Source organism: Actinomadura sp. DC4 (genome assembly GCF_030406325.1).
Taxonomy (GTDB): Bacteria; Actinomycetota; Actinomycetes; order Streptosporangiales; family Streptosporangiaceae; genus Actinoallomurus.
This window is the reverse complement of sequence record NZ_JAUEQY010000011.1, coordinates 4,217-29,502: the sequence shown is the minus strand read 5'-3', so window position 1 is coordinate 29,502 and position 25,286 is coordinate 4,217. Positions and strand designations below refer to the sequence as shown.

1 protein-coding gene is annotated in these 25,286 nt (G+C 72.7%); it reads left to right on the top strand.

The features are described from left to right. Positions 1-32 precede the first annotated feature (32 nt). Positions 33-25,286: a macro domain-containing protein gene (locus QWU11_RS19435; protein WP_290115568.1), complete on the top strand. Its 25,254-nt coding sequence runs from the start codon at positions 33-35 to the stop codon at positions 25,284-25,286.

Genomic DNA, 25,286 nt, shown 5'->3' with positions numbered 1-25,286 from the left:
GTCACCAACGGAGGGATGTTCTCGTGGCGATCATGTTGCCCGAGTGGGCCGGAGACATCTTCGGGGTGTTCGACGGCGGGGCGTTTCCGATGGCCAACGAGGACCGTCTCGAGGGCCTCGGCCTCATGCACCTCGAGATCGCGAACGGCATCGCGGACGACAGGCAGAGTCTCTTCCAGCCGCTCGAAATGCTCACGCAGGCCTTCGACGGGGACGGTGCCGCCGAGGCCCGGCAGACGCTCACCCAGTTGCTGGGCAGTCTCGACGAGCTGAGCGATCTTCACCAGATGGCGCGCGACCAGCTCTACGAGTGGGCGCTGAAGATCGAGTACATGAAGGTCTCGTCGCTGGTCATGCTCGCCCAGTCGCTGGCGACGGTCGTCTACATCTACCTCCTGGCCGAGTACACCGGTGGCGCCGCGCTGACCCTCCTCCCCGAGGTCGTGGCCGGCGCCAACCAGGCGGCCTGGCAGTTCATGGAGGAGCTCATCGCGTCCGTGGTGGTCAACGAGATCATCTCCCTGGTCACCGACGCGTCGATCCAGCTCGGGCAGCTCGCCAACGGTGACCGCGAGGCCTGGGACAAGGACATCACCAAGCTGGCCTCGATCGGCGCGGCGGCCGGCGGGCTGCTCGGCCCGGTCATCTTCACCGGGATGAACAAGATGATCGCCGGGCTGACCGACGACATCGTGGCCAAGATCGCCGGTAACGCCGTGGCAGGGGCCGGCCTGGGCGTCGTCACCACCGTGGCCACGGAGGTGATCACCGGCGAGCCGATCGAGGTGACCCCGTTCGAGGCCGCCGCCGGAGCGTTCATGGGCGGTGCGGGCGCGGCAGCGTCGGAACTCGGCGTACGGGCCGGAGCCGGCAAGATCGAAATCCCGGTGGACGTGCCCGACTTCGGCTCGGACATCGCGGACTTCGGCGGGGACGGGCCGCCCGGGCCACGCCCCGACCTGGGCCCGGATCAGGGAACGCCCGAGCCCCAGGTGGGCGACTGGCTGAACGACCTGCCCGACACCTTCGTCACCGACCCTCCGCCGGTGGTGGAGTTCCCCCCGGGCTTCACACCGAGCGAAGCGCCCGTCATCGGGGAGGTCCCGCCGCTCCCGGTCGAGGCGCCGCCGCCCACGCGGCTGGAGTTCCCGCCGGGCTTCACACCGGTCGAGCCGCTGGACCACAGCACGTACCCCCCGTTCGGCCGGGCGCCGGAGCAGGCGCCCGACGACCGCGGAATCCTGAACCCCCACGAAGTGCCGTTCTCGGACGCGCCGTCCCCGCAGCTCGACCGTCCCACCGAGTCCGGCCTCCCGCAGGACCCGGCGACCACCGGCATCCCCGGCGTACCGCACGACGCACCCCCGGTCACCGCCGGCACACCGGGCGTACGGCAGGACCAGCCGCCCGTCACCACCAACATCGACACCCCTGGCGTACGGCAGGACGCACCCCCCACGACCGGAAACGCCGACACACCCGGCGTTGGACAGGACCAGCCACCGGTCACCGCCAACGCGGGCACACCGGACGTACGGCAGGACCAGCCGCCCTTCACGACCAACGCCGACACACCCGGCGTACGACAGGACCAGCCGACCGTCACCACCAACGCCGACAACTCCGGCGTACGGCAGGATCCGGCGCAGGCCGGCGGTCTCGGCCGGGACGCGGCCCCGACACCGCTCGAAAGCGCCGGTCCCGGCGATCCGTCCCCGGCCGCCGGGGTGCAGACCCCTCAGGCCACGGCCCCCGCACCCTTCGGCGGCCCGAACGAACCGGTCGGCGCCCCCCAGCCGACCCCCGGCGGTCATGGGACGCCCGGCACGACGCCGCGTACCGAAACGCCCGGCCCCCGCCCCGACCTGGCCTCCCCCGGCCCCAGGGACACGAGCCCGCTCGGCCCGCCGAGCACACCCACCGGAAAGCCCGCGACCGCGACGTTCGGCCCCGAGACCAAGCCGGTCACCGGCAAGTCCGAGATATCGGGTCCCGACGACACGGCGACCCTCGTGGACGGATCGGTCTCCGACGCCACGACGGTGGTCGGCGAGAACACCACTCCGGCCGACCGGCCCGACCTGTTCGACAAGACCCCACCCGACCAGAACCAGCCCGACCAGAACCCTCCGGTCACGCCGATCGACGTGGGCGGCCCGGCGGACGCCCGCTTCCCCGACCCCGACGCGCTCGGCGCGCGGATGGAGGCGTGGGACTTCCGGCAGGACCAGCTCACCCAGACCTACACCGACCGCTTCACCTTCGAGGACACCTACGCCGTCCAGAACCACGACGCGACCCGGAAGTTCACCGAGTCCGCCCAGGACTGGGTGCGCGAGGCCACGGAGCACTTCTCCGACCTCCAGGAGACGATCAGCCCCGAGACGAGCGTCCCCGACTTCCTGGACAAGGTCGACGCGGCCAAGGCCGGCTTCGAGGCCGACGCCGGCCGGGCGCGCGAGGGCTTCGAACGCGACCTGCGCCACCTGTACGAGGACACCTTCGGCCCGTTGAAGAACGGCGAGATGTCCCCGGAGCGGTTCGCCGCCACCCACGAGGCCTTCGGCCGCCAGGTCGATGACCTGATCCGTACGGCCGGTTCACGCCTGGAGTTCGAGCGCCGGTTCACCGCCGAGGCGAACGCCTTCAACCGCGACGCCGCGACCCCCCTCAGCGGTGAGCGGCTGGAGGCGGTCCACGAGGAGTACGGCCGCGCGGCGGGCAAGGTGTTCGACAAGTTCGCCGAGGTCCTCAAGAAGCCCGGCCTGACCGAGGACCAGCGGAGCCGGATCACCCAGAAGTTCGACGACTACCTGAACGACCTCGGCGACACGGTGGGCGGCCGGCTGAAGGTGGAGGCGGGCCGTCAGGAGGTATTCGAGCAGGCCGGCAAGCGGTTCGACGGCGACTACGACGCCTGGATGAAGGCCCACCAGGGCGAGGGCCTGACCCCGGAGGTGCGGGCCGCGCTCAGGCAGGAGTTCCTGACCAAGGTCCAGGACGCCTACTCCGAAGCCCACGACGGGCTCGCGAACGGAGAGACCTGGGGCGAGAAGCGGCTCGACCAGGCGCAGGCGGAGTACGAACAGGCGCGAGAGCAGATCATGGACCCGGTCACCGGCCGGTTCATGGTCGAGGCCGGCAAGGTCCAGGCAGCCGCCGAACTGCGGGAACGCTTCGACGCCGCGGCCGAGCGCTGGAACCTCTCCGAGGAGGGGCTGGCCAAGGCCGCCGAGGAGTGGACCGGTGACCTCGGCGACGCGTACGGGAAGGTCTTCGAGGGCCTGGCAGGCGGCGACAAGTGGAGCCCGCAGCGCTACCGCGAGGCCCAAGAGGCCTGGCAGGTCCGTGCGGAGGAGCTGGCCGGGACCCTCGACGGCCGGATGGAGTTCCACGAAGGCATGGAAGGCGCGATCCGCAACGCCCAGGACACCTTCGCCAGGACGGCCGACCGCTGGCAGGGCCTCATCGGCGAGGTCTCCGAGGAGGGCCTGACCCGGGTCCGCGACGAGTTCGTCGCCAAGGTCGACGCCGCTTACAGGGAGACCTTCGGGCCGCTGAAGGAGGGCCGTCCCCTCCCCGAGGCGAACGCCAGGCGGTTCGACGACGGCTTCGACGCGCTCAGGAAGGACCTGCGGGACCGGCTCGCCCACGAGGAGGGGCTGGAGGCCACGCTTCCGCAGGCCGCGTCCGCCTTCGAGGGCATCAACGAGGGGTTGTGGGCGTTCGACGAGGACACCCTCGACACGCTCTCCGCCGACTTCCGGCACGACTGGGTCGAGGCGTACGACGAGACGTGGGGTCGCGGCGAGCTCGACGTCGACTCCTGGCTGGCCCAGGAGAAGAGCGCCGGCGACGCATTCGGCACGCGCCTGTCCGAGGTGACGGACGCCCGTGCGGCCCGGACGCTCCGGGACTTCCGCGAGATCGCCGGCCTGGACCCGGAGACCGGTGCCCCCGGAGAGCCGCGGCCGGTCCCTCAGCCGGCGGAGGGCGGCGGCGAGTTCGAGGAGGTCGCGGACGCCACCCGCGACGTCATGGACGAGAAGCTCGACGCCGCGGTCGCCGACCGCCTGAACAAGGAGGGTGCCGACCCGCTCACCGAGCACCAGGTGGCCCAGGTCCGCGACCAGATCCAGACCGAGGCGCGGGCAACCCTCGACCAGCGGGCGAACGGCCTCAAGACGGACGGGCTGACCGAACCGGAGGTCGACCGGATCCTGCAGGACGTCAAGGGCCCGTTCGAGAAGCTCATCGAAGAGATCCCCCGGCGCCTGGACGACGCCGTGTACCTCACGCACACCGAGCCGCAGACCACCATGGCCGAGCAGGTCAGGACGGGCGCGCGTACGACGGCGTGGGAGGCGGCACGGGAGAACCTGAACCGGAAGTTCGACGCCGCCGTGGACGAATGGCGCGGCCAGGGGACCCTCTCGGACGCGGGCGTGGCGAAGGTGCGCAAGGAGTTCGGCGGGGCCGCCGGGCAGGCGTTCGGCGAGACGGCCGGCACCCATGACTTCGCGCCGAAGGCGAAGGCGCTCCTCGACTCGATCCCCGCGCGGCTGGACGAGCAGGTCGCGGTCGAGGCGGCCGAGGCCCGTGTCCAGGCCGCGACGACGCGCGTCTTCCAGGACGACGTACGGCAGCGGTTCGACGCGACGGTCGGCGAGTACGTGCGCAAACCCGGGCAGCTGCTGTCGGACCACCAGATCGACCAGGCGCGCGAGCGGATCCATACCGAGCTGCGGGACACCATCGAGCAGGGGCAGGCCCCGGCGGCGCGGGTCCAGCAGATCATCGACGGGCTTCCCGAGCGCCTGGACGAGGCGGGCACGCTTCCAGCCACCTCCGCGAACCCGGTCCACACGGCAGAGGCGGCGCAGGAGGCGCTGGACAGCGCGTTCGAGACCGCCACCGCCGGCTGGCAGGCACAGGAGGGGCACGCCCTCTCTGAGGCGGGCCTCGCCAAGGTACGCGGTGAGTTCGCCCAGGACGCCCGGAACGCGCTGAAGAACAGCCAGTACCGTACGGCGGTCTCGGCCATGCTGACCGCCTCCGTACCGGGCCGCCTCGACTTCCAGGCCACGGTCGAGAGGTTCCAGGCCCAGGCTCTCGAAGGCCTGACCGTCCCCGCCGAGGTCCGCCGGCAGATCGCGGAGGACGTCGCCGACGTGATCGCCCAGGAGCTCGGCGACCTGAAGACCGGCACGCTGACCCCGCCGCAGGTGAACCTGATCACCGCGGACCGGGTGACACCACGCGTCCAGCATCTGGTCGACGGCGTCGCGCACCGGCTGGACGAGGCGACCCCGGTCCCCGCGCCGCCGAAGGTGGTCGACCGGGCCGCCGAGAGGTTCGCCGCCGCCGTCGACGCCTGGCAGGCCGGCGGCGAGGGACGCACGCTCTCCGGCGAGGGCCTCGCCAAGGTACGGGCGGAGTACGACGAGGCCGCCGCCGAGGCGTTCCGCGACGCGCCGGACATCGCCGCGGCCGTGGACGAGCTGGCCGGGACCGTGGCGGACCGGCTGGACCTCCAGCGAAGGACCGAGGACGCCCTCGGCGAGGCGCGGCAGCGGTTCGACGCGGCCGTCGACGCGCGGCTGGAGAACACCCTCCTGTCCGACCATGCGATCGACCAGGCGTGGAAGCGCGTCGAGAGCGCACCGGAAACGGTCCAGGAGGTGGTCGAGGCCCTCACGGACGCCGGGCAACTCACGTCGACGGCGGAGCCGGTCACCGCCGCGACCGTACAGGCGGCCAAGGACGCCCTGCTGGACACGTTCGACGCTGCCGCGGAGACCTGGCTGGCGAGCGAGGAGGACCGCGTCATCTCCCCGGCCGGCCTCGGCCAGGTGCGCGAGGAGTTCGCGCGGGCGGCGAGCACGGCGTTCAAGAAGAACGACCGGTATCTGCGGCTGACCGCGAAGGCGCTGGCCACGACCGTGCAGGGCCGGCTCGACCACCAGGCGATCACCGAGTCCGTCCAGCGGGAGGTCGGCGCGCACTTCGACGAGGCGGCGGAGACGACGACGCTGCCGGCCGAGCAGGTCGCCGAGGTACGCCGGAAGGTCCAGGCCGACGTCGCCGGCGCGGTCGAGAAGGAGCTGCGCGGTCTCAAGACCGGATCGCTGTCAGAGGCGGAGGCGGTCCGGATCGGCGAGGAACGGCTGGGCCCCCGGATCGAGCACCTCATCGAGGAGATCCCGCACCGCCTCGACGCGGCCCGGCCCGCCCCCGCCGAGCCCGCGGCGCTGCGCGCGGCCGGCCTGAAGCAGAAGTTCGCGGCCGCCGTCGGCGACTGGGAGGCGGCACACGAGCTGAACGTCCTCTCCGGCGCGGCGATGGACAAGGTACGGGCCGAGTTCGACGAGGCCGCGACGGCGTCCTTCGAGGCGACCAGGGGGACCTCCTTCGCCGCCAAGGCGGACGAACTGCTCGGCACCCTGCCGGACCGGCTGGACTTCCAGGCGACCGTGGACGTCGCCCAGCAGACCGTCCTGGAGGCGTTCGACGCGAAGGCGGCCCAGACGGAGAACCTGACGGACCACCAGGTCGCCCAGGCCCGTGCCATGGTGCGCGACGACCTCCAGGCCACGGCCGACCGGTTGTTCGGCGAGGTGAAGACCGGGAAGCTGCCGCGGCCCGAGGCGGATCAGATCGTGAAGCTCCGCTTCCGGCCGGAGGTCCGCGGCCTCATCGCCGCGGTCCCGTTCCACCTCGCGGCGGCGCGCAAGCTGGCCCCCGAGCCCCCGGCACCGCGGGTGCACGAGGAGCCGGTGGTCGAGGAGCCGGTGGTCGAGGAGCCGGTGGTCGAGCAGGCGCCCGTGGTCACGCTCACCCGCGGCCAGGTCGACGAGCGCCTCGGCGCCGGGGTCGGCCGCCGGATCCAGGACGAGCTGCTCGCGCTGGAGACGCCGGTCACCGAGCCGGCGCCGGAGACCACACCACCTCAGGTCACGCTCGACGAGCACCTGAGCGCCGAGCGCGTGGAGATCGCGGACCGGTTCGACGACGCCGTACGGCAGTGGGAGGACGGCGGCGGGCGGATCTCCGAGGCGGCCCTGGACAAGGTGTGGGAGGAGTTCGAGCGGGCCTTCGACGCGAAGTACGACCGGGAGTTCCACGGCCTGGACGAGGACGAACTCGCTCCCGAGGCGCTCGGCGAGGCGCTGGAGACCGTACGCGAAGAGACGGCCGGGCTGGTCGACGGCCTGCCGGGACGGCTGACGTTCCACGCCGTCCTCGAGTCCTCGCAGGCCGAACTGGCACAGGAGCTCGACGCCGCGCTGTCCGCCCACGACGGGCTCACCGGTGACGCGGTCGAGCGGATCCGCGACCGCGTCCGCGACCGGGTGGAGGAGGCGACCGCCCGCCGGTACGGGGACCGGGCCCGCCTGGACGCCCGCGGAGAGACCGCCGCGCGCCGTGGACTCGCGGACGCGCTGAAGACGATCGCCCGGTCGCTCCCCCAGGAGATCGCCTACGAAGCGCACCTGGCCCTTCGCGCGGGCGAGGCCGAGGCCCAGCTCGACGCCGTCGTACGGCAGTGGGAGGAGACCGGCGGCACCGGAGCCGACGTCGCGGCGGTGCGCGCGCGGTTCGGCGAGGCGGTCCGGCAGGTCCACTGGAAGGCGTTCCGCGGCCTGCGCAAAGGGCCCACGACCGCGAAGTCCGGCCACATGGTGGAGGACATGCTCTGGACGTCGGGGCTGCGCGAGCACCTCGGCGTGGCCGCGACGGAGCTGGGCCTGTCGCCGCAGGTCCACGAGCCGGGCGCGCCGCGGCAGGCCGAGACCGGCTGGCGTACGGTCCAGGACCGGCTGGGGATCGACGACCGGTTCGCGGCGGCCGTACGCGACTCCGGCGAGCGGCTCTCCGAGGCGGGCACGGCGGCGGTACGCGCCCAGTACGACGCGGCGTTCAAGAAGACGTTCGACAAGACGCTCGGCGGCCTGGTCGACGGCCTGTCCGACACGGCGGTGGCCGCCGCCGCCCCGGCCTTCGAGCGGGCCGCCGCCGAGCTCCTGGACGGCGTCGGCGGCCTGCTGACCTACGAGGCGACGCTGGAGGCCGGTCAGGCCGAGGCCCTGGCCGCGCTCGGCGCGGCGGCGGCCGAGCAGGGGACCGCGGTGACGCCCCGCATGGAACGCCTGCTCCGCGAGGACGTCGAGGCGGCCGTCGCCGCGACCCACGGCGGCCTGAAGACCGGTGACCTCGGCGCGGTCGGGCTCGCCGGCGCGAACCGGCGGCTCACCGACACGCTCGCCCAGATCAACACGCTGATGCCGCGGCGGCTCGCCCACGAGGCGGAGTTCGCCGTACGGATGGAGGAGGCGCAGACCCGGCTGACCGAGACCGCCGACGGCCTGCCGGCCTCCCTCACCGACCTGATCGAGGTACGGGAGGAGTTCTCCGCCCAGGTCGAACGGCTGCACGACAGGGCGTTCGCGCGGCGGCGGCTCGGCGAGACGACGGACGCGCTCGGCGAGGCGATGTGGTCGACCGGCCTCCGCGGCCGGCTGTCCGACGCCGCCAAGGCGCTCGGCGCGGCCGAGACCGCCCCGGCGCCGGCCCCTCCGCGGTTCGTTCCCGAAACGCCCGTCACGGCGCGACGACAGGTCGTCGTGAAACAGGAACCGCGGAACGACGCCACCTGGCGGGAGCGTCAGGACCGGCTCATCGAGCGGTACGAGGCCCGGACGCGCCTCGAAGAGCGGCTCATCACCGAGAAGCGGAGGCTCGGGGAGAGCGTCGAGGACGCGATCGCCGAGTGGCGGTCCGCCGGGAACGCCCCGCCGCTGTCCGAGACGGGCCTGGCGAAGGTACGTGACGACGTCGGCCGGGCGTACGAGAAGGCGTTCCGCACCGAGCTGCGCGGGCTCGCCCAGGGCCGGCTCACCGACGAGACGCTGGAAGAGGGCCTGCGCGGCCTGGAGAACACCGTGTCCCGCCTGGTCGAGGGGATCGCCGGGCGGCTGGACGTCCAGGCCACCGTGGAGTTCGCCCGCGACCGGGCGCTGGACAAGCTCGGAGAGGCGGCCGGGGAACACGCGTTCTCCGAGGAGGCGACCGACCGTCTGGAACGGGAGCTCGGCCGGCGGATCGAGACGGCGGTCGAGCAGAAGATCGGCCGCCTGCCCGAACTGAACGGAGAAGGCCTGGTCAAGGCGGGCCAAGAGCTTGTCGAGTGGACCGCGCGGATCGAGGCGGAGATCCCGCACCTGCTCGCGTTCGAGGCGCACGCGGAGCGGAGGCTGGCCGAGGCGCAGGCCCGCTTCGAGGAGGCCGTCGAGGACGCCGACGCACGGCGGCGGCTCACCGAGGCCGCCCGCGACCTGCACGCCGACGCGTACGGGCGGATGAGCCACGGCCACCTCGCCCCGAAGGCGCTGCGGGCCGCCAAGCAGACCTGGACGAAGGGCCTCGACGCCCTTCTGCGGAAGGCCACCGGCGAGGCGGCCCTGCCCGCCGCGCTGCGGGAGCTGGAGCACCGGTTCGACGAGGCCCTCGGCGCGTACCAGGAGGGCGAGCCGGACCGGCGGGTCACGGTCGAGGACGCCGAGGACACCGAGGACCAGGCCGCCGGAGGCTCACTGGCCGCCGACGACGAGGACCTCTTGCGGCCGTCCGGCGAAGGCGCGACCATCGCCGAGAAGACCACCGAGGAGTTCTACGCCCTGCACCGCGCCCCGGCCCATCCCGTCTCGGCCCGCGGCGTGGCCCAGGTGCGCGCGGAGTTCCTCGCCACGGCCAAGGCCGCGTACCACCACGTTCTCAAGGGCGGCGGCGGTACCTGGGCCGGGCAGGTGGACCGGCTGACCGGGCTGCTGCCGGGGTGGCTGGAGTTCGAGGGCCGGTGGGAGGCCGAGGCCGCCGCCGTCACGCCGGCCCTCGACGCGGCCCTGGCCGAGGCCGCCGCCACGAAGGGTCTCGCCGCGCCCGGCGTCGCCCAGGCGCGTGCCGGGTTCCTGGCGGACCTGCGGCAGGGCTTCGAACGGACCTGGGACTTCCTCCGCAGCCCCGAGCCCGCACCCCGGCGGCTCGAACACGCCGCGCAGGCGTGGGCGGACCTCGTCACCGGCCTCACCGCGGACCTGGACGAGCGCTTCGCCGGAGAGGCCGGGCTGACCGCCGCACTGCACGACGCGGCGCTCGCGTACGACGTCATCGACGAGGCGGCGAACCTCCCGCGCGACGTACGGGACCGGCTCGCGACGCGGTTCCGGGCCGACTGGGCCCACGCGTACGCCGAGAGCAACGGGCTCCGGCACCTGCGCGTCGGCGACTGGCTGGCCGCCGAGGCCGCCCGTACGAACGCCTTCGCCACCACACTCGGCTGGGCGCGGTCCCGACGCGACGGCTGGGAGACCGAGCAGGAGCGGCTCACCACGCGGTTCACCGCCCGCATCGCCTTCGAGGCACGGCTCGCCGCCGAGCGGCAGGCGGCCGGGCACCTGTTCGACGAGGCGGCGGCGAAGAGCACGCTCCCCGCCGCGAGCCGGAAGAGGGCGCGCGCGGACTTCGACCGGGCCGTCGAGGCGGCCTTCCGCGAGCATCTCGGCGGGCTGGCCACCGGCACTCTCGCCGGTCCGGCGCTGGTCGACGCCTGGCTCGGCTTCGAGGCCGCGTCGGCGGCGCTGGTCGCCTCCGTCCCCGAGCGGCTGGAGGCGCCGGACCAGGAACAGGAACACGACGAGCCGGAGCTCGCGACCGAGGACGCGCCGCCGGCCACGCTCCACGACGACCTCGGCGCGCGGTTCGCCGAAGCCGCCGCCCACGCCGGCCCGCTCTCCCCGGAGGCCCTGGTCCGCGCGCGGGCGCGGTTCGTCGCCACCGCCACGGCCGCCTACGAACGCCTTCACCGCGAGGAGCCCGCCACCGCCGCGTGGGAGTGGCCGATCCGCCTGGAGGAGCTGGTCGCCGCGCTCCCCGGCCGGCTGGCCGCCGAACAGCGCTGGGACGAGGAGCTCACCACGGTCGCCCCGGCGATCGAGGCCGCGATCCCCGAGGGCCTGTCACCCGCCGGCGCGGAACGGGCGCGGGCACGGTTCGAGCAGCGGCTGCGCGAGGCGTACGACGAGGCGCGGGCGTACTCCGGCCCGGCCGCGGAACGGCTCTGGGACATCTGGCGCGACGGCCTGCTCGCCGGACTCGCGGACCACTTCGCCGAGGAGGCGGGCCTGGAGGCGGCCCTCCGGCAGGGCGGCCGGCGCTACGAGGCGCTGGACGCCGAGGGAGACCTCACCGGCTCAGCACGCGGCCGCCTGGCCCGGGAGTTCCGCACCGAGTGGGCCACCGCTTACCAGGCCACCCACAGCACCGAGCCGCCGACGCTGGACCTGACCGGCTGGCTGGCCGAGGAGGCGCGGCGGCAGAACACCTTCGGCGCGGCCCTGACCTGGACCCGGCTGCGCCGCGAGACGGAGGAGGTACGGCGCGCCGACGAGGGCACGGGCCTGACCCGTGCGCCGGACGAGGGCATCGCCCGTACGTTCGCGGAGGCCGAGCTCGCGGGCGTCATCCGGCTCCCGGGCGCCCTGGTGGCCGTCGCCGTCGACGCCGAGACCGGCGCGGTCATCCTGAGCGGCGCCGGCGACCAGGGGAACCGGTTCTACCTTCCCTTGCACGGGGTGGACGGCCAGGCGCTGCTCGACCTGCGGTCCGGCCCGCCCGGCACCCTGCACGGCGCGGACGCGCTCGCCGCCGCGGCCGGCTTCCGACGCGTCCTGGGCGGCGACGCGCTGGAGTCCCTGGGCGCCCTGCCCCAGGGCGTCATGGAGGTGCCGGCCGGGCTGTACTTCGCCGGCGCGAACGCCGACAAGGCGGAGTTCTCGGCCGCGTCGGAGTTCCCGGAGCTGGCGGACTACTTCGTGGTGTTCGGCCACCCGGACGCCATGACGGGGATGCTGACGGACGGCGGACGGCCGCTGACCGACGCGGAGGCCGCCCGGCGGATCGACGCCGACCCGCGCCGCCGGGGCCGGCCGGTCCTGTTCCTCGTCTGCTACTTCCTGGACGCGGCGGCCGCGATCCTGTCCCACCTCGACGGCAAGGGCATCGCGACCGACGGGATGATCTGGCAGCAGCCGGGCGGGGTCACCGCCCAGTGGCCGTTCGTCTTCGGCTCCGGCATGCTGCCGGGGCTGGCCGAACCCGCGGACTTCGTCGAGCTCGACGGTGCGCGGCGCACACCGGCCGGCCCGGACCTGGGCGCGGTGCTGACCGCGAACGCCGAGGCGCTGGCGAAGATCCCGATCAACGCGCCGGTGAGCTGGGCCCCCGGCGAGAACGTCACCACGCCGAAGGGCAACACGCTCACCAAGGTCGACGACGTCACGTACGAGATCACCCTGCCGGGCGCGACGGCGAACACGCCGCGGCTGCTCATCGTCCAGGGCGACATCCTGGAGCAGCCGACCCAGGCCATCGTGAACGCGGCGAACGCCGGCCTGTCGCACGGCGGCACGATCGCCGCCACGATCGCCGACGCGGGCGGCCGGCAGAACGGCGAGCGCCGCATCGACGTGGCGAGCCGGCAGGCGCTGGCCGACCGGGGCGTGACGACGCTCAACGTCGGCGACGCGGTCACCACCGAGTCCTTCGACATCGGGAAGAAGAACAAACGAACGATCACCCACGTGATCCACACGGTCGGGCCGAATTACGCGATCCCCAGCCAGCAGGACGCGCAGCTGCTCTACGACGCGGTCTACAGCGCGCTGCGCGAGGCCGACGCCTTGGGCCTGACCTCGGTGACCTTCCCGCAGATCTCCACGAACGCCTTCAAGATGAAGGACGATCTCGCCACCCGGTACACCGCACGCGCACTGCTCGACACCGCGACGAACGTGCAGGAGGTCCGGCTGGTCCTGTACGGCCTCGACGACGCGTACGCGCGCCGGTTCGCCGACTGGCTGTTCGAAGGGGCCCGGCTGGACCGGCGCGCCCCGTCCGCGCGCGTCACACCCGAGGAGATCAGGAAGAGCCAGGCGCGCGGGGCGATCCCCGCGATCACCTCCACCCTCAAGAAGACCACGACGTCGCGGGCGAAGGGCAAGGCGCAGGACTTCCGCGACCTGACCGCCCTGGTCGGGACGCCGTCCCGCGCGATCAAGACGGCCACGACCGAGCGGGCGCCGTACGACGGCTCCGAACTGGCGGCCAAGATGGCCGAGCTGAACCTCCGGGAGCTCGACGTCCCCGGCGACGCCAACTGCTTCTACCACAGCCTCATCGAGATGGCCTGGGACCATCTGAAGCGCGTCATCCCGGACCTGGCGGATCTCGGCGACGGCAGGGGCGACAACCGGTACAAGGCCGTCCGCGCCATCCGGCGGTGGCTGGCGAACCGGCTGCGCGTCGACTTCACCGTGGCCGACCAGGGCCGGCTGTCGCGGTACGGCGGCCGGTTCTACTTCAACGACTACGAGAGCGTGGAGGAGCAGCAGAACCGGTTCGTCCGCGAGATCCGGGAGATGAACAGCTGGAACAACCAGGCGGGCGACTCGGTCGCGCACCTGGCCGCGGCGGAGCTCGGCCTGCCGATCACCGTGGTCCAGAACCGCTACACGACGGACCTCGGGCACGTGCCGGGCGGCCCGCGGCTCTACTTCGTGCGGGTGCCGGGGCACTACATGGGGACCCGTTCCACCCTCGACCAGCCGCCGGACCTCCCCTGGGACCAGTTCGCGCCCGCCGAGGAGTCGACGCCGGAAGAGGCGGTCCAGCGGTTCGACGAGCAGAGCATCGCGCTGCAGGATCGCTTCGGCGAGGCCTGGCAGGGGCTCGCGGCGCTGTCCACCCGGCTCCCGGCGGACCTGCGGGCCGTCTTCGACGCGTACGCCGACGTCAACCTCGCCGGCTTCCAGGCGGGGCTGGACTCGACCGGCTACACCGGCGTGCCCGGGTACACCCGGGCGCAGCTCCAGGTGGATGACCTGCTGCGGGCCGCCAACAGCCTGGAACGGCTCGTGACCGAGGCGCAGACCTGGCTGACCGGGCTGACCACCTCCATCAGCGTCCTTCGTACGGCCCTGGACACGGGCGCGGTGACGGGCGCGCTGGACGCGGCGGCGGGCGCGACCGGCGACCTCGCCGAGGCGGCCCGGCGTCTCGAAGCGGCCGTACGGGACGCGCGGGAGCTGTTCCCCGACGGCGTTCCGGAGGACCTGACGCCCGCGCGCCTCCAGGCCGGGCCGGAGGCGGTCTGGCGGACGGCGCAGGAGGTCGCCTCGGCGCTGCTGGCGTTCGACCAGGCGTTCACGCAGGCCGGGAACGACGCGCTCCCCTTCGGCGACCTGACCGGCCAGGCGCTGACCGAGTTCCTCGGGCTCGGTGTGGCGCACACCGACATCGAGGCCGCGCCGATCCCGGTGCCGGTCCGGCACCGGCTCGGCGTCCTGGCCGACGAGGACATGGTCTTCGAGGACGAGGAGGCCGAGTCCCTCGACGCCGGCCTCCAGGCGTGGAACGAGGTCGACAACGCCTGGCTCGACTTCGCCGAGGACTTCTCCCAGGCGACCGACCGGCTGCGCCGGGCCATCGAGGAGGTCGAGGACGAGGACATCCGCCTGGCCCTGGCCGGCGAGCTCGTCACGCTCGGCGAATGGCACCACGACGCCGAGCTGACCGTGGCGAAGATCCGTGAGGCGGCGCTCGGCGGGCAGGTCCCGACGGCGGAGACGCGTGAGAAGGTCCGTGGACGCGTCGGAGCCGTACGCGCCGCGATCGCCGAGCTGCGCCACCACCTCGCGGCCGCCGGGGTCCAGGTCGTCCGGCCGGCCACCTCGACCGCGCCGCCGCGCCCGGTATCCGCCGCGCCGCCCCGCAAGACGCTGGTCACGACCCTCGTACGGCAGCCTCCGCCGGTGACCGGGACGACGCTCAAGCCGCCGTGGTCACCGGACACCCCGCTGAGCGAGGCCCACACCGAGCCCGCGAAGGCCGGTGAGGTGGCCGAGCGCGGCTGGGACCGCCTGAAGAAGAACTGGGCGCGTCTCGACACGGCCTACCGCGACGCGAGCGACAGGCTCACCGGCGACGTCGGGGACCTGGGCGGGATACGCGACCGCCTCGAGCCCCGGCTCGCCAAGCTGGCCGAGCGGCACGACGCGGTGGCGAAGCTCTTCACCTGGGCGAACACGGCCGCGACGGCCGAGCGCGTGCCGGACGCCGCGGTGCGCGCCTACCTCACCGAGCAGATCGACACCCAGCGGCGGCTGTTCGAGGAGGTGCGGAACGCCGTACGCGGGGCGCGGGACGCCCAGCGCGACCGAAGCAAGATCGGGAGCATCGCCCGGATCCCGCTCATCCAGGAGGGAGAGGAACGGCCGATCCAGGACGTCGTGGACCCGGACGAGGAGGACCTGCGCAAGCTCTTCGCGCCGCCGGACTACACGACGCGGTCCGACCTGCGGCAGACGGTCGGCCCGCACACCTCCGAGGCCACCGACGAGCTGCTCGCCCGGGTGCGGAACCTGATCCTGGGCGCCCTGCCGGACGACCTGCGGTCGGAGGCGACCGACATCCTGTCGCGGACGCTGAACGAGGACACCTTCGGCGCCGACTTCGAAGAGGCGCTGGGAGACGGCCTGGCCCTGACGCTGCACACGACCAAGGGCGTCTACGAGGTGGTCGTGACGCTGCACCTGGGCGGCTGGACGCAGATCACCGACCCGCGCGGCAACCTGCTGGAGGGCCTGCCCACGGGCTTCCAGCGGTTCCGCCGCCTCCCCGGCAAGGGCGACCTGCGGACCCGGCAGCTGCATGAGTACGGCCGGGGGATCAGTGCCTCGCGGTCGTACCGGAGCGAGCTGAACCTCGGCCCGTCGCTCAGCGGGAGCAAGGGGTTCAAGGGCAAGTTCGCCGAACTCGGCGGCACGATCGGCGCCACGAGCATCCCCTTGCACAGGACGGGCCAGACCGACGGCGTCTCCACGTCGACGAACACCGCGCGCTACATCAAGACGTCGTCCTACCGGGCCATCGACTTCGTGCACGACGTCGGGATCCTCCTCACGGTGGACAAGGCCGGAGGAGACCTGCGGCTGATCACGGACATCGTGGCAGGCGCCCTGAAGACGAGCTTCGGCCGTGAGGCCGTCCGCTCCCGCGACCGCGGCCTGACGGATCCGGCCTACGCCACGACCGAGTGGTGGAACGCGAAGACCGAGGCCGAGGCCGAGACCGAGACCGAACAGGCCGGGCAGGAGACGGCGGACGACGCCACCACTCAGGACGAGGACCGGATCGACGTCGTGCCGTTGCCGGAGACCCAGGCCGTCGCGAAGGCGCCCTCGCCGCGGCTCGACGCGACGACCGCCCAGGTCAAGGAGTTCCACGACCAGATCACCCTGGACTTCCGCGGCCGTACGGACAGCGCGCGTCACGCTTCGCTGACTCCGGACGAGCCCATCCCCACCGACACCGAGCTGGGCCCCGAGCACACATTGCCGCGGACGTCGTGGACGGAGGCGGTCGTCGGCTCGGCGTCGGTCCGCGCGGCGGCGTTCTCCCTGGTGCATCCCGCGCTGTCGAAGGTCGGCACGGCGAGCCACGAGTCGCTGACCACGTTCACCGGCGTCGGGACGCTCAAGGGCGGCCTGCACCGGGCCAACCGGGAGGGCCTGCTGTCCAACCCGCTGTACGAGCGGAACGCCGCCGGCCTGTTCGTGACGGACCTGGTGAAGATCAACGTCCGGCTGTACCAGGGCAAGGTCCTCACCGAGCTGGACACCCGCACCAAGGTCGACACCGAGGACACGCTGGTGACCAGCATGTCCGAGCCGGTGAGCCAGACCGACGCCATCAGCACCCGGCACTCCGTCGCCATCAGGCTGGCCGCGACCACCCTCGGTTTCTCCCCGGAGGTGCCGCTCTCCGGCGAGCGGTCCGTGTCGCAGAACCGGCCGGGCATGGGTGCGGGAGGCGTGGAGCTGTACAAGCTCAAGTTCACCAGCGAACCGCAGAGCCTGGTCGGGTTCACGGCGATCTTCGAGGTCTCCAGCCTCACCGCGAACCGGGTCCAACGCGTCAAGGGCTACGTCCTGATGCGGATGCTGACCTCGGACGCGCGCCGGGACGAGCGTCTCGAGTTCACGACGGTGAAGCCGCTGGCCCCGCTGGCCTCTCCGAAGACGGAGGAGAACAAGACCCTGGACGTCGGCTTCCTGTCGGCGGACCGCCGCTCCAAGTCGTCGGGGTCGGCGATCTCACACCGGTCGAGGAGCAGCAGCCGGTACTCCGCCGAGGAGATCGACACCGCGACGTCCGAGGAACTTCGCAAACGCCGGTCCCCCGGCCGTACGCTGGTCCTCCCGCCGCAGTTCGCGGACTGGCTGCCGCCGTTCAGCCGGGTGAGCCGCTGGGGACCGGAGGTCATCGGCGTCCTCGACGGCGCGGTCGGGCTGATCCTCGCCAACTTCCCCGAATTCCTGCCGGGCATCTCCCTGCGCGACGCGGTCCCGGCCGGCCGCAGCCGGGTGCGGTTCGACGAGAACTGGACCGACGGCTTCGACAACTTCCTCACGCTCTGGAACGCCCTGGGCCCCGAGGACCTCGCCGGCCGGCTGCACAAGGCGGCGGGCGGAGGCGATGAGATCCTGCTGCCGTTGCCGGGCAACGTACGCGACCGGCATCTGTCGGTGCGCGTCCAGGCGCAGTACGACCGCAGGGACTTCCGCTATCTGCGGACCCTCGGCGGCCAGGTCGAGGTCTACTACGGCAACTTCTGGGACCTGGCCACCTCGACCGTACGCGCGTGGAGCCTCAGCACGGGCATCGACCTTCCGTTCGCCGGCAAGAAGCTCACCAAGGGCCCGCTGGCCGAGACGGACTTCACCATCCAGCCACGGGTCGGCTGGAGCGGGTCGGTCGAGGAGAAGAGCGGCTTCAGCGCCGGAGGGGCGATCGGCGGCGGCTCCAACTACATGGCCGAGTTCAAGGGCGGCTTCCGCTTCCTGCTGAGCGCCGAGAAGGTGACGGCCAACCGCCGCAAGGACCAGGCCGTGATGCCCGGCGCCTACGACGAGGAGGCGACCGTCACCCTGACCAGGGAGCTCGCCACCGCGGCTCCAGTGCAGGTGGCCACCAACCTGTTCGTCAACGAGGACCTGACCCATGAGGTCGTGCTCGACGACGAGCGGAAGAAGCGCCTCAAGGACATCCCCACCCGCGACCTGTACGGCATGACGACCACGCCGGTGCTGCCCCAGGAGAGCCGGGACCAGGAGTGGACGCCGGACCCTTCGAGTGCGAACCTGGTGCACCGGCTGCCGCAGGGCGCCCTGGTGACCCCCGACACCGGCAGGCTCCTCTCCGAGATCCAGCACGTGTTCAAGCTGCTCGGGGTGGAGACGCTCACCCCGGTCGAGCACGCGCAACTGGCCAACCGCATCAACACGGTCGGGCCGCAGTTCCGCGACTTCCAGAAGCGGGCGCGGCGGATCTGGACCGGACGGCTGACCTGGGGCCCGTTCCGCGACACCATGGCCAAGGTCAGCCTCCGCGTGCGCGTCGACAAGATCGGCTCGCTGGGCCTGAGCCGTGTGGCGTACCGCTACACGCACTCGCTCGCCACCGCCACCGTGGGGCGCGGCATCAGCACCGACTACGGCAACTGGACCTTCGGCGGCACGCTCAACCTCCCCTTCGGCCTGGAGTCGGCGCCGAGCCCGCCCGACTCGCTCCGGCTGTCGGTCAACCCCCGGTACGCGCGCTCGGGCCCCACGAGGGAGACCGTCACCCGTACGGGCCAGTTCGACCGGGTCGAGATCGACATCGACGCCCAGATGTGGGGCGACGTCGCGCTGACCTGGAGCGTGCACGCCGAGGTGTGGGACGCGTGGGCGCTGCACCGCTCGGGGATGCGGAGCCGCAGCTCCGACGTCAACGCCTCCGGCTTGATCCTGATGCCGTACAAGCAGGCGGTGGACCGCAATCTGATCAAGCCCGACGCGGAGCTGGAGGGTGCGCAGCCGGCCAACTCCCTGCCCGCTCCCCAGGCCGCCCACGCCTGGCTGCTGCTGTACGCGAGCGCCGGCGACGTGGAGCCGGACTGGCTGGACCTCAGCGCGGGCGTCACGCCCGTCAAGGTCCGCCGCGGCGCGCTGCTGCCCCCGACGAACACCATGCGGGGCGACGGCATCGGCCACTCGATCAAAATCGAGGTGCCGGAGCTGGACCACGGCGAGGACGCCAGGGACAGGGGGCTCCACCAGCTCGTCATGGAGGAGGCCCGCCGGGCCTTCCCCGAGCAGGTCGCCGAGGCGATCGAGGAACAGCTGGAGAAGATCACCACGGTCAAGGGGACCGACGCGTTGTTGGAGGACATGCTCGCCGGGCTGAGCGTTCTCATCCCCGACCGGAGCTTCTTCATCGGCTCGATGGCGACGCTGACCATCAAGGCGCGCCTGACCAACCCGCAGCACGAGGGGCCGACCGCCGCCACGAAGGTGATCGAGCGGAAGAACGCCCGCGGCGAGCAGATCGACGCGTCACGCGGCACGTCCGGGTCCTGGACCGGCACCGCCGGGCTCACCCAGGCCCGCAACTTCCTCAGCACCCAGAGCCTGCGCGAGGAGGACGCCGGCCTCAGCGGTACGGGCACGCGCTCGACCGGCCGGGAGCAGACCTCCACCATCAAGCACGAGGAGAGCTTCGGCCTGCTCCACCTCGACAGGCCCGAGCAGTTCCGCTTCGACGTGCGGTTCGACGTCAGCGTCGTCCTGGACCGCGCGTTCGTCGCCGAGCTGAACACCCTGCTCCTGGACCGGCCGCGGTCCAGCACCCGGATCGACGTGTCCGCGATCGAGCTCGGCGGGCTGGTGCTCGCGTTCCCGCGCGCCCTGACGCGGTTCGACCCTCGCGTGCCCTTCGACGCTGCCCAGGTCGGCCTCGCCGACGACAAGAAGACCGGCTCGTCCAACGCCGTGAACGAGGCGGTGAACCCGCTGGTCCAGCAGCTCGTGTACACCGCCGTGACCGTACCGACCGGAGTGGAGCAGCTGGAGCCGGAGCGGCCCCTTACCGATCACGCGTACGGGGAGCTGGCGGCGAACCGGAACCACGGCACGCTGCGGAACGGGTTCTCGCTGAACTCGACGCTCCTCGCGGAGTCGGACGTGGAGACGATCGGCGCCATCCCCCGGCTGCGCGAGGTCGCCAAGCTGCTCTTCGAGCGGCCGAACGTGAAGAAGTACTTCGACCTCGGCCCGAAGACGTCCTGGCAGACCGGCCTGCACCGGCTGCGGAACACGATCGACACGATCATCTCCAGCGGATTCCTCGTCCGCAACGCGATCCCGATGCTGTACGGCGACGGGTGGAGCGAGGACCTGACCGTCCCCGGCGTGCTGTGGGACGACTGGGGGGTCTTCGGCGTCAGCGCCGACATCCTGGAGTGGGAGCCGGTCGACTACGACCCGGTGACCGGGGTGACCCTGAGCGAGGGCATCACCAAGGACTTCGAGCGCCGTCTGCACAAGAGCGCCACTTCGGTGCGGTCCTCCCACGGCTTCGGCGGTTCGGTTACGCCGGTGGTCAAGGGCGCCCACCACCTGGAGCAGGTGCCGAAGGTCCCGTCGAAGGACCCCCGGGACGGCGGGAAGGACGTGCCCGACGGCGACCTGCTCCAGACCCTCGCGGGAGCGCTGACGGTCAGCTCGTCGGTGGGCTTCGACAACTCCAGCACGGCCTCCCAGCCCGGCTCCATGCTGGAGCGCGGGGACAAGACCACGCAGCGCGACTACACGCGGATCAACGCCAAGCGGGTGCGGTGGAACTTCTCCTGGCGGCCGGCGCCGGGCAAGCCCGCCGAGGTCGTCTCCGTGGAGATCACCGGCGAGGGGATGGTGCTGTGGTCGCCGACCGAGCGCGTCCCCGACCTGCTCGAGCTGATCCCGCTGAAGGAGACGCGCGAGCTCGGCGCCGGCGCACCGGCGCGCGTGCTGCCGCCGGCGTTCCGGCGCGAGGAGGACCTGACCGCGCCTCCCGAGGACGACGTGCTGCTCTGGGAGATCAACACGCTCAACGCGCAGATGCGGGAGTTCGTCGCGGAGAACCGGCCGCGGCTCGCCCGCCGGCTCGATCTGGAGCACATGCTCGACGCCGCGGCCGGCGCCGGCCACGACGTCGCGGACCTGCGGCGCGCGCTGACGGAGGCACACGAGGCGTTCACCGCCCAGGTCCAGCGGATGAGCGGAGTGCACCAGGGCCGGCGGATCGGCACGCTGAGCAGCGCACAGCTGGGCGGACTCCGGACCACGCTGCGCGACTGGCTGACGGCCGCCGACGCCCTCGCGGACGCGATCGCCGACGCCGAACGCGCCCTGGGCAGGATGCCCGCGCCGATGCCGCTCGTGAACCGGATCATCGGCCTGCAGATCGCGCTGTCGGCGCTCAACCGGAACGCGGCCCGGCGCGACGCCGACCTCCAGGAGCTGCGGGACCGGCTCACCGGCGCCGAAGCGGGCGGGCTCGACGTCGCGAAGATCCGCGAGATCCTCGACGCGGCCGAGGACGACCTCGCGGAGGTACAGGAGGAGGGGCGGAACGCCGTGGAGGCGACCGCCGACCCGCTCGGCCTGTCGCTGACACTCGCCTACACCGCCGCCCGTCCGCTCCGGGAGCTCATCGACCGCACCCGTGACCTCGACACCGCCATCCGGACGGTACGGACGCGGCTGCAGGGGGCGCTGGCTGCGGGCGCCGCCCAGCTGCGGAACCGGGTGAACGGCTTCTATGAGACCATCCAGGCCGCCGGTACCGCGGCCGCCCTCGAGGCCGCCCGGGGCAACGAGACGCTGGTGCTCGACTGGCTCGACACCGCGAGGTCCGGCGGCCAGGACATCCAGGAACCCGCCCGGCGGCTGCAGGGGGCGCTGGCGGCCGTGATCGCGGCGCAGGAGGGCCTGGCCTGGCCGGAGGAAGCGGCGAGCGTCCGCGACCTCACCCCGGAGCAGATGGCCCGGGTGTACCTGGGCATGCGCGACCTGGCCGAGGCGATCAACCGGCGCGACGAGACGCTGGCCGGACTGCTCACCCTGCTCGAGACCGACTTCGCCGACCACAGGCCGCCGGCGGAGGCGGACGTACGGGACGAGCGCCGTCAGCTTCCGCCGCTGCTGCAGGAGGGACTGGAGTTCCGCGACGGCGTGCGGGACGTGATCGCGGAGCAGGCCGAGGAGACGCTGGCCTGGGCCGAGGCCGCGCGGAAGGCGGGCGCCAAGGTCGGCGCGATGGTCAAGGAGCTGAAGGCCGCGGCCGAGGCCGTACGGCGGGCCGGGGACGCCGTCCCCTCCTTCGAGGTCCCCGAGGCCGAGTACTCGCCCCGTCAGGTCCGGCTGAGCCATCGGGCCCTGACCGAGCTGTCCCGCAGGATCCGGGAGTGGCAGCAGGTCCTCGGCCGGGCGAGGCGCAAGCTCGACGCGATCGCCGAGGACCTGCGCCCCGAGGACTCCGCGCGGCGGCAGGAGCGTCTGCGCCGTGACCTGGCGACGCGGTTCCATCGCCTGCTGACCGTCCACGCGAAGATCAGGCTGGTCAACGCCCGTACGGCGAGGATGCGACGGGCGCTGGAGGACCGGCCGGACGACGAGCGGCGCGCCCTGCTGGAAGACGGCTCGGACGTCCTCCTGGACGCCGGGCGCAACTTCGACCAGGTGTGGGAACGCATCTCCGGCGACATCACCCGGCGACGGCCGAAACTGCTCGAGACGCCCGACGAGGCGGTCTTCACCGACCTCGTCGGGGAGTTCGGCCCGGCCGAGCTGACCACGATAAGGGACGCCGTCGACCAGCTCGAAGACGCGGTCAAGGACCACGAGTCGCGACTGGACGAGCTCGAGGACGATGTTGAGACGGGCGCGTTCACCGACGGCGACGTGGAAGAGATGCGCGAGTTCATGGCGCCGCTGATCGAGGGCGAGCGGAACCGCAACCGGGCCGACACGTTCGCTGCGGACCGCGCCTGGCTGCACGCCCGGCTGGACGAGGCGACGAAGCAGGGCTTCGACGTGGAGGCGCTGCGGACCAGGCTGACCGGGGCCCAGGCGGCGTCCGAGGCCGCCGAGGCGAGGCTGCCCGCATTCGTTCCCCTGGAGAACGGCGTGTACGTCGGCGCCGATCCGGCCGCGCTGAGCCCGGACCGGCTCGCCGAGGCGTTCCCCGCGATGTCGGCGATGTACGCCGCGCACCAGCACGAAGCCGAGACCCTCGACGAGGTCAGGCAGTGGGTCACCGGGCAGTTCCCCGACCTGATCCCGGCCGAGGACCTGCCGCGACCGGCGCTCGAGAGACGGCACCTGGCCCTGTACGGCGCGAACAACGACGCCACCCGCGCCGGCGAGCGCGCGAACCGGCGCACGGAACTGACCGCGTTGCGCCGCCGGGCCACCGAGCAGGCGGTCGACGTCGCCGGGCTCGGCGACGCCCTCGCCGAGGCCGACAAGGCGCTGGACGACGGCGTCAAGGCCGTCGACGACCTCATGAGGCTCCCCGCGAGGCGGCTGACCACGGGGCAGCTCCGTACCGTCATTCCACGGCATCAGCGGCTCCACGACCTGTACCAGGCCGTGGACCGGGCCCTGGAGGCGGCTCTCCTCGGCGTCCAGCAGGCCCTCGGTGAGGCGCCCCCGGTCATCGAGAAGACGCAGGACGCGGGGCCCGAGCCGGTGACGTTGTACGAGGTCGCGGGTCGGCTGAACACGGCGGACGCGACGGCCCTGCGGCGGTCGGTCGAGTTCCTCCTGACCGAGCCGCGCATCGACGACCTCATCGGCGGCCGGATCGCCGCGGTCGCCGCCGCCACGACCCGCCAGGAACGCGTGACGGCGGTCGAACGGGTGGCGCGCGGGCTGCGCCAGGCGATCACGCAGGCGCGGGCGTTCGACACGAACGCGACGGGCACTGATCGTCCCGGGCTGGCCATGAACGTCCTCCGGAACCTGCGGGACCGGCTGGAGGAGTTCGACAGGACGCTGCGCAAGGAGCACGTCGACGGCCTGCGCGCTCCGGGCCGCGAGGGCTCGCCACGCGTGCCGTCGGACCTGTTCACGAGGCCGCGGCTCCAGGTGACGGCGGGCCGCGCCTGGCCGCTGCTGCGCTACCTGCTCGACCCGGCCACCCGGGTCTTCATCCGGCAGGAGACCCGTTTCCGCAAAGTGATGATCCCCGGCCTCGCCACGGGCGCGCGGCGGAGCGCGCTCACCGCCGCCCGTGACGCCCTCCTCGCCGGCATCGACCAGGCGGTCCTGGACCTGGGGACGCTCGGCGACGTCACGCCGAACGCCCTGGACGACGCGCAGCGGCTCGCGCTACGCGATCGGGCGGAGCGGCTGCTGCTGCTCGCCGGCAACTTCAACATCGCCCTGCGCGACGCCGGGCCGGGCCGGATCCAGGGCGGTGAGCTGCTCACCCGGCTCCGTGGCACGGGCGAGCTCGGGGAGGAGCCGGACGCCGGCGCGCTGGTGGCCGGCACGATCGAGGATCTCGCCCGCGGCACGTTCCGCGCCCTGCGTGAGGACCGGCACAGCTACGAGAGGCTGCTGGCGGACACGCTGGAGGAGCTCACCGCCCACCCGCTGCAGGGCGGGGTGACCAACGCGGCCCTGCAGGCCTCGTGGGACGCGGTCGCCGCCCTGCTCGACGGCTTCGAGCCGCCCGGCCCGCTTCCCACACCCGCCGAGAGCCGGGCGCTGATCGAGCGCGCCGAGCTGCTGCGCCGCGCCTTCCAGGAGTTCCAGCGGCTGGTCGAGGCGGCCGGCGGGGGTCCCGTGAACCTCCCCGTGACGCCGGAGGAGAGCGAGCCGGATGACTTCCCGGACGACGACGACGATGACGACGACGAGCCATCGGCGCCCGCTGTAGAGGACCAGGACGAGGAAGAGCCGCCGCCTGCGGAGAAAACACCAGAGAAGGCACCGGAGAAGGCGCCGGAGGAGAAGAAGGAGCCCGAACCCGATGCGGCTCCGACCCAGGCGCTGGAGAACCTGGCGAAGTGGGACGAGATCCAGTACGGAAACCAGCTGCTGCTGGACGACCTGCCGCAGGACGCGGAGAGCAGCACCGCGGCCGGCACCGTGCCCAAGGGCCTGGCGACGGCGGTCAATGACTACCGGCGCCTCTTCGACGAGATGACGACCTGGGTCGCGGCGAATCGCGAGGCGATCGTCAATGGCACCGCGTCGACCGGTGTCGCCACGCAGCTGAACAATCTCACCAAAGCGCTCAAGGCCGCGCTGGAGCGCCTCGAACTGCTGTCGAAGACCAAGGGAATCGCCAAGAAATAA

Excerpts from the sequence above, each read along its gene's own strand:
- QWU11_RS19435 (WP_290115568.1), top strand. The coding sequence starts at position 33 with ATGTTGCCCGAGTGGGCCGGAGACATCTTCGGGGTGTTCGACGGCGGG.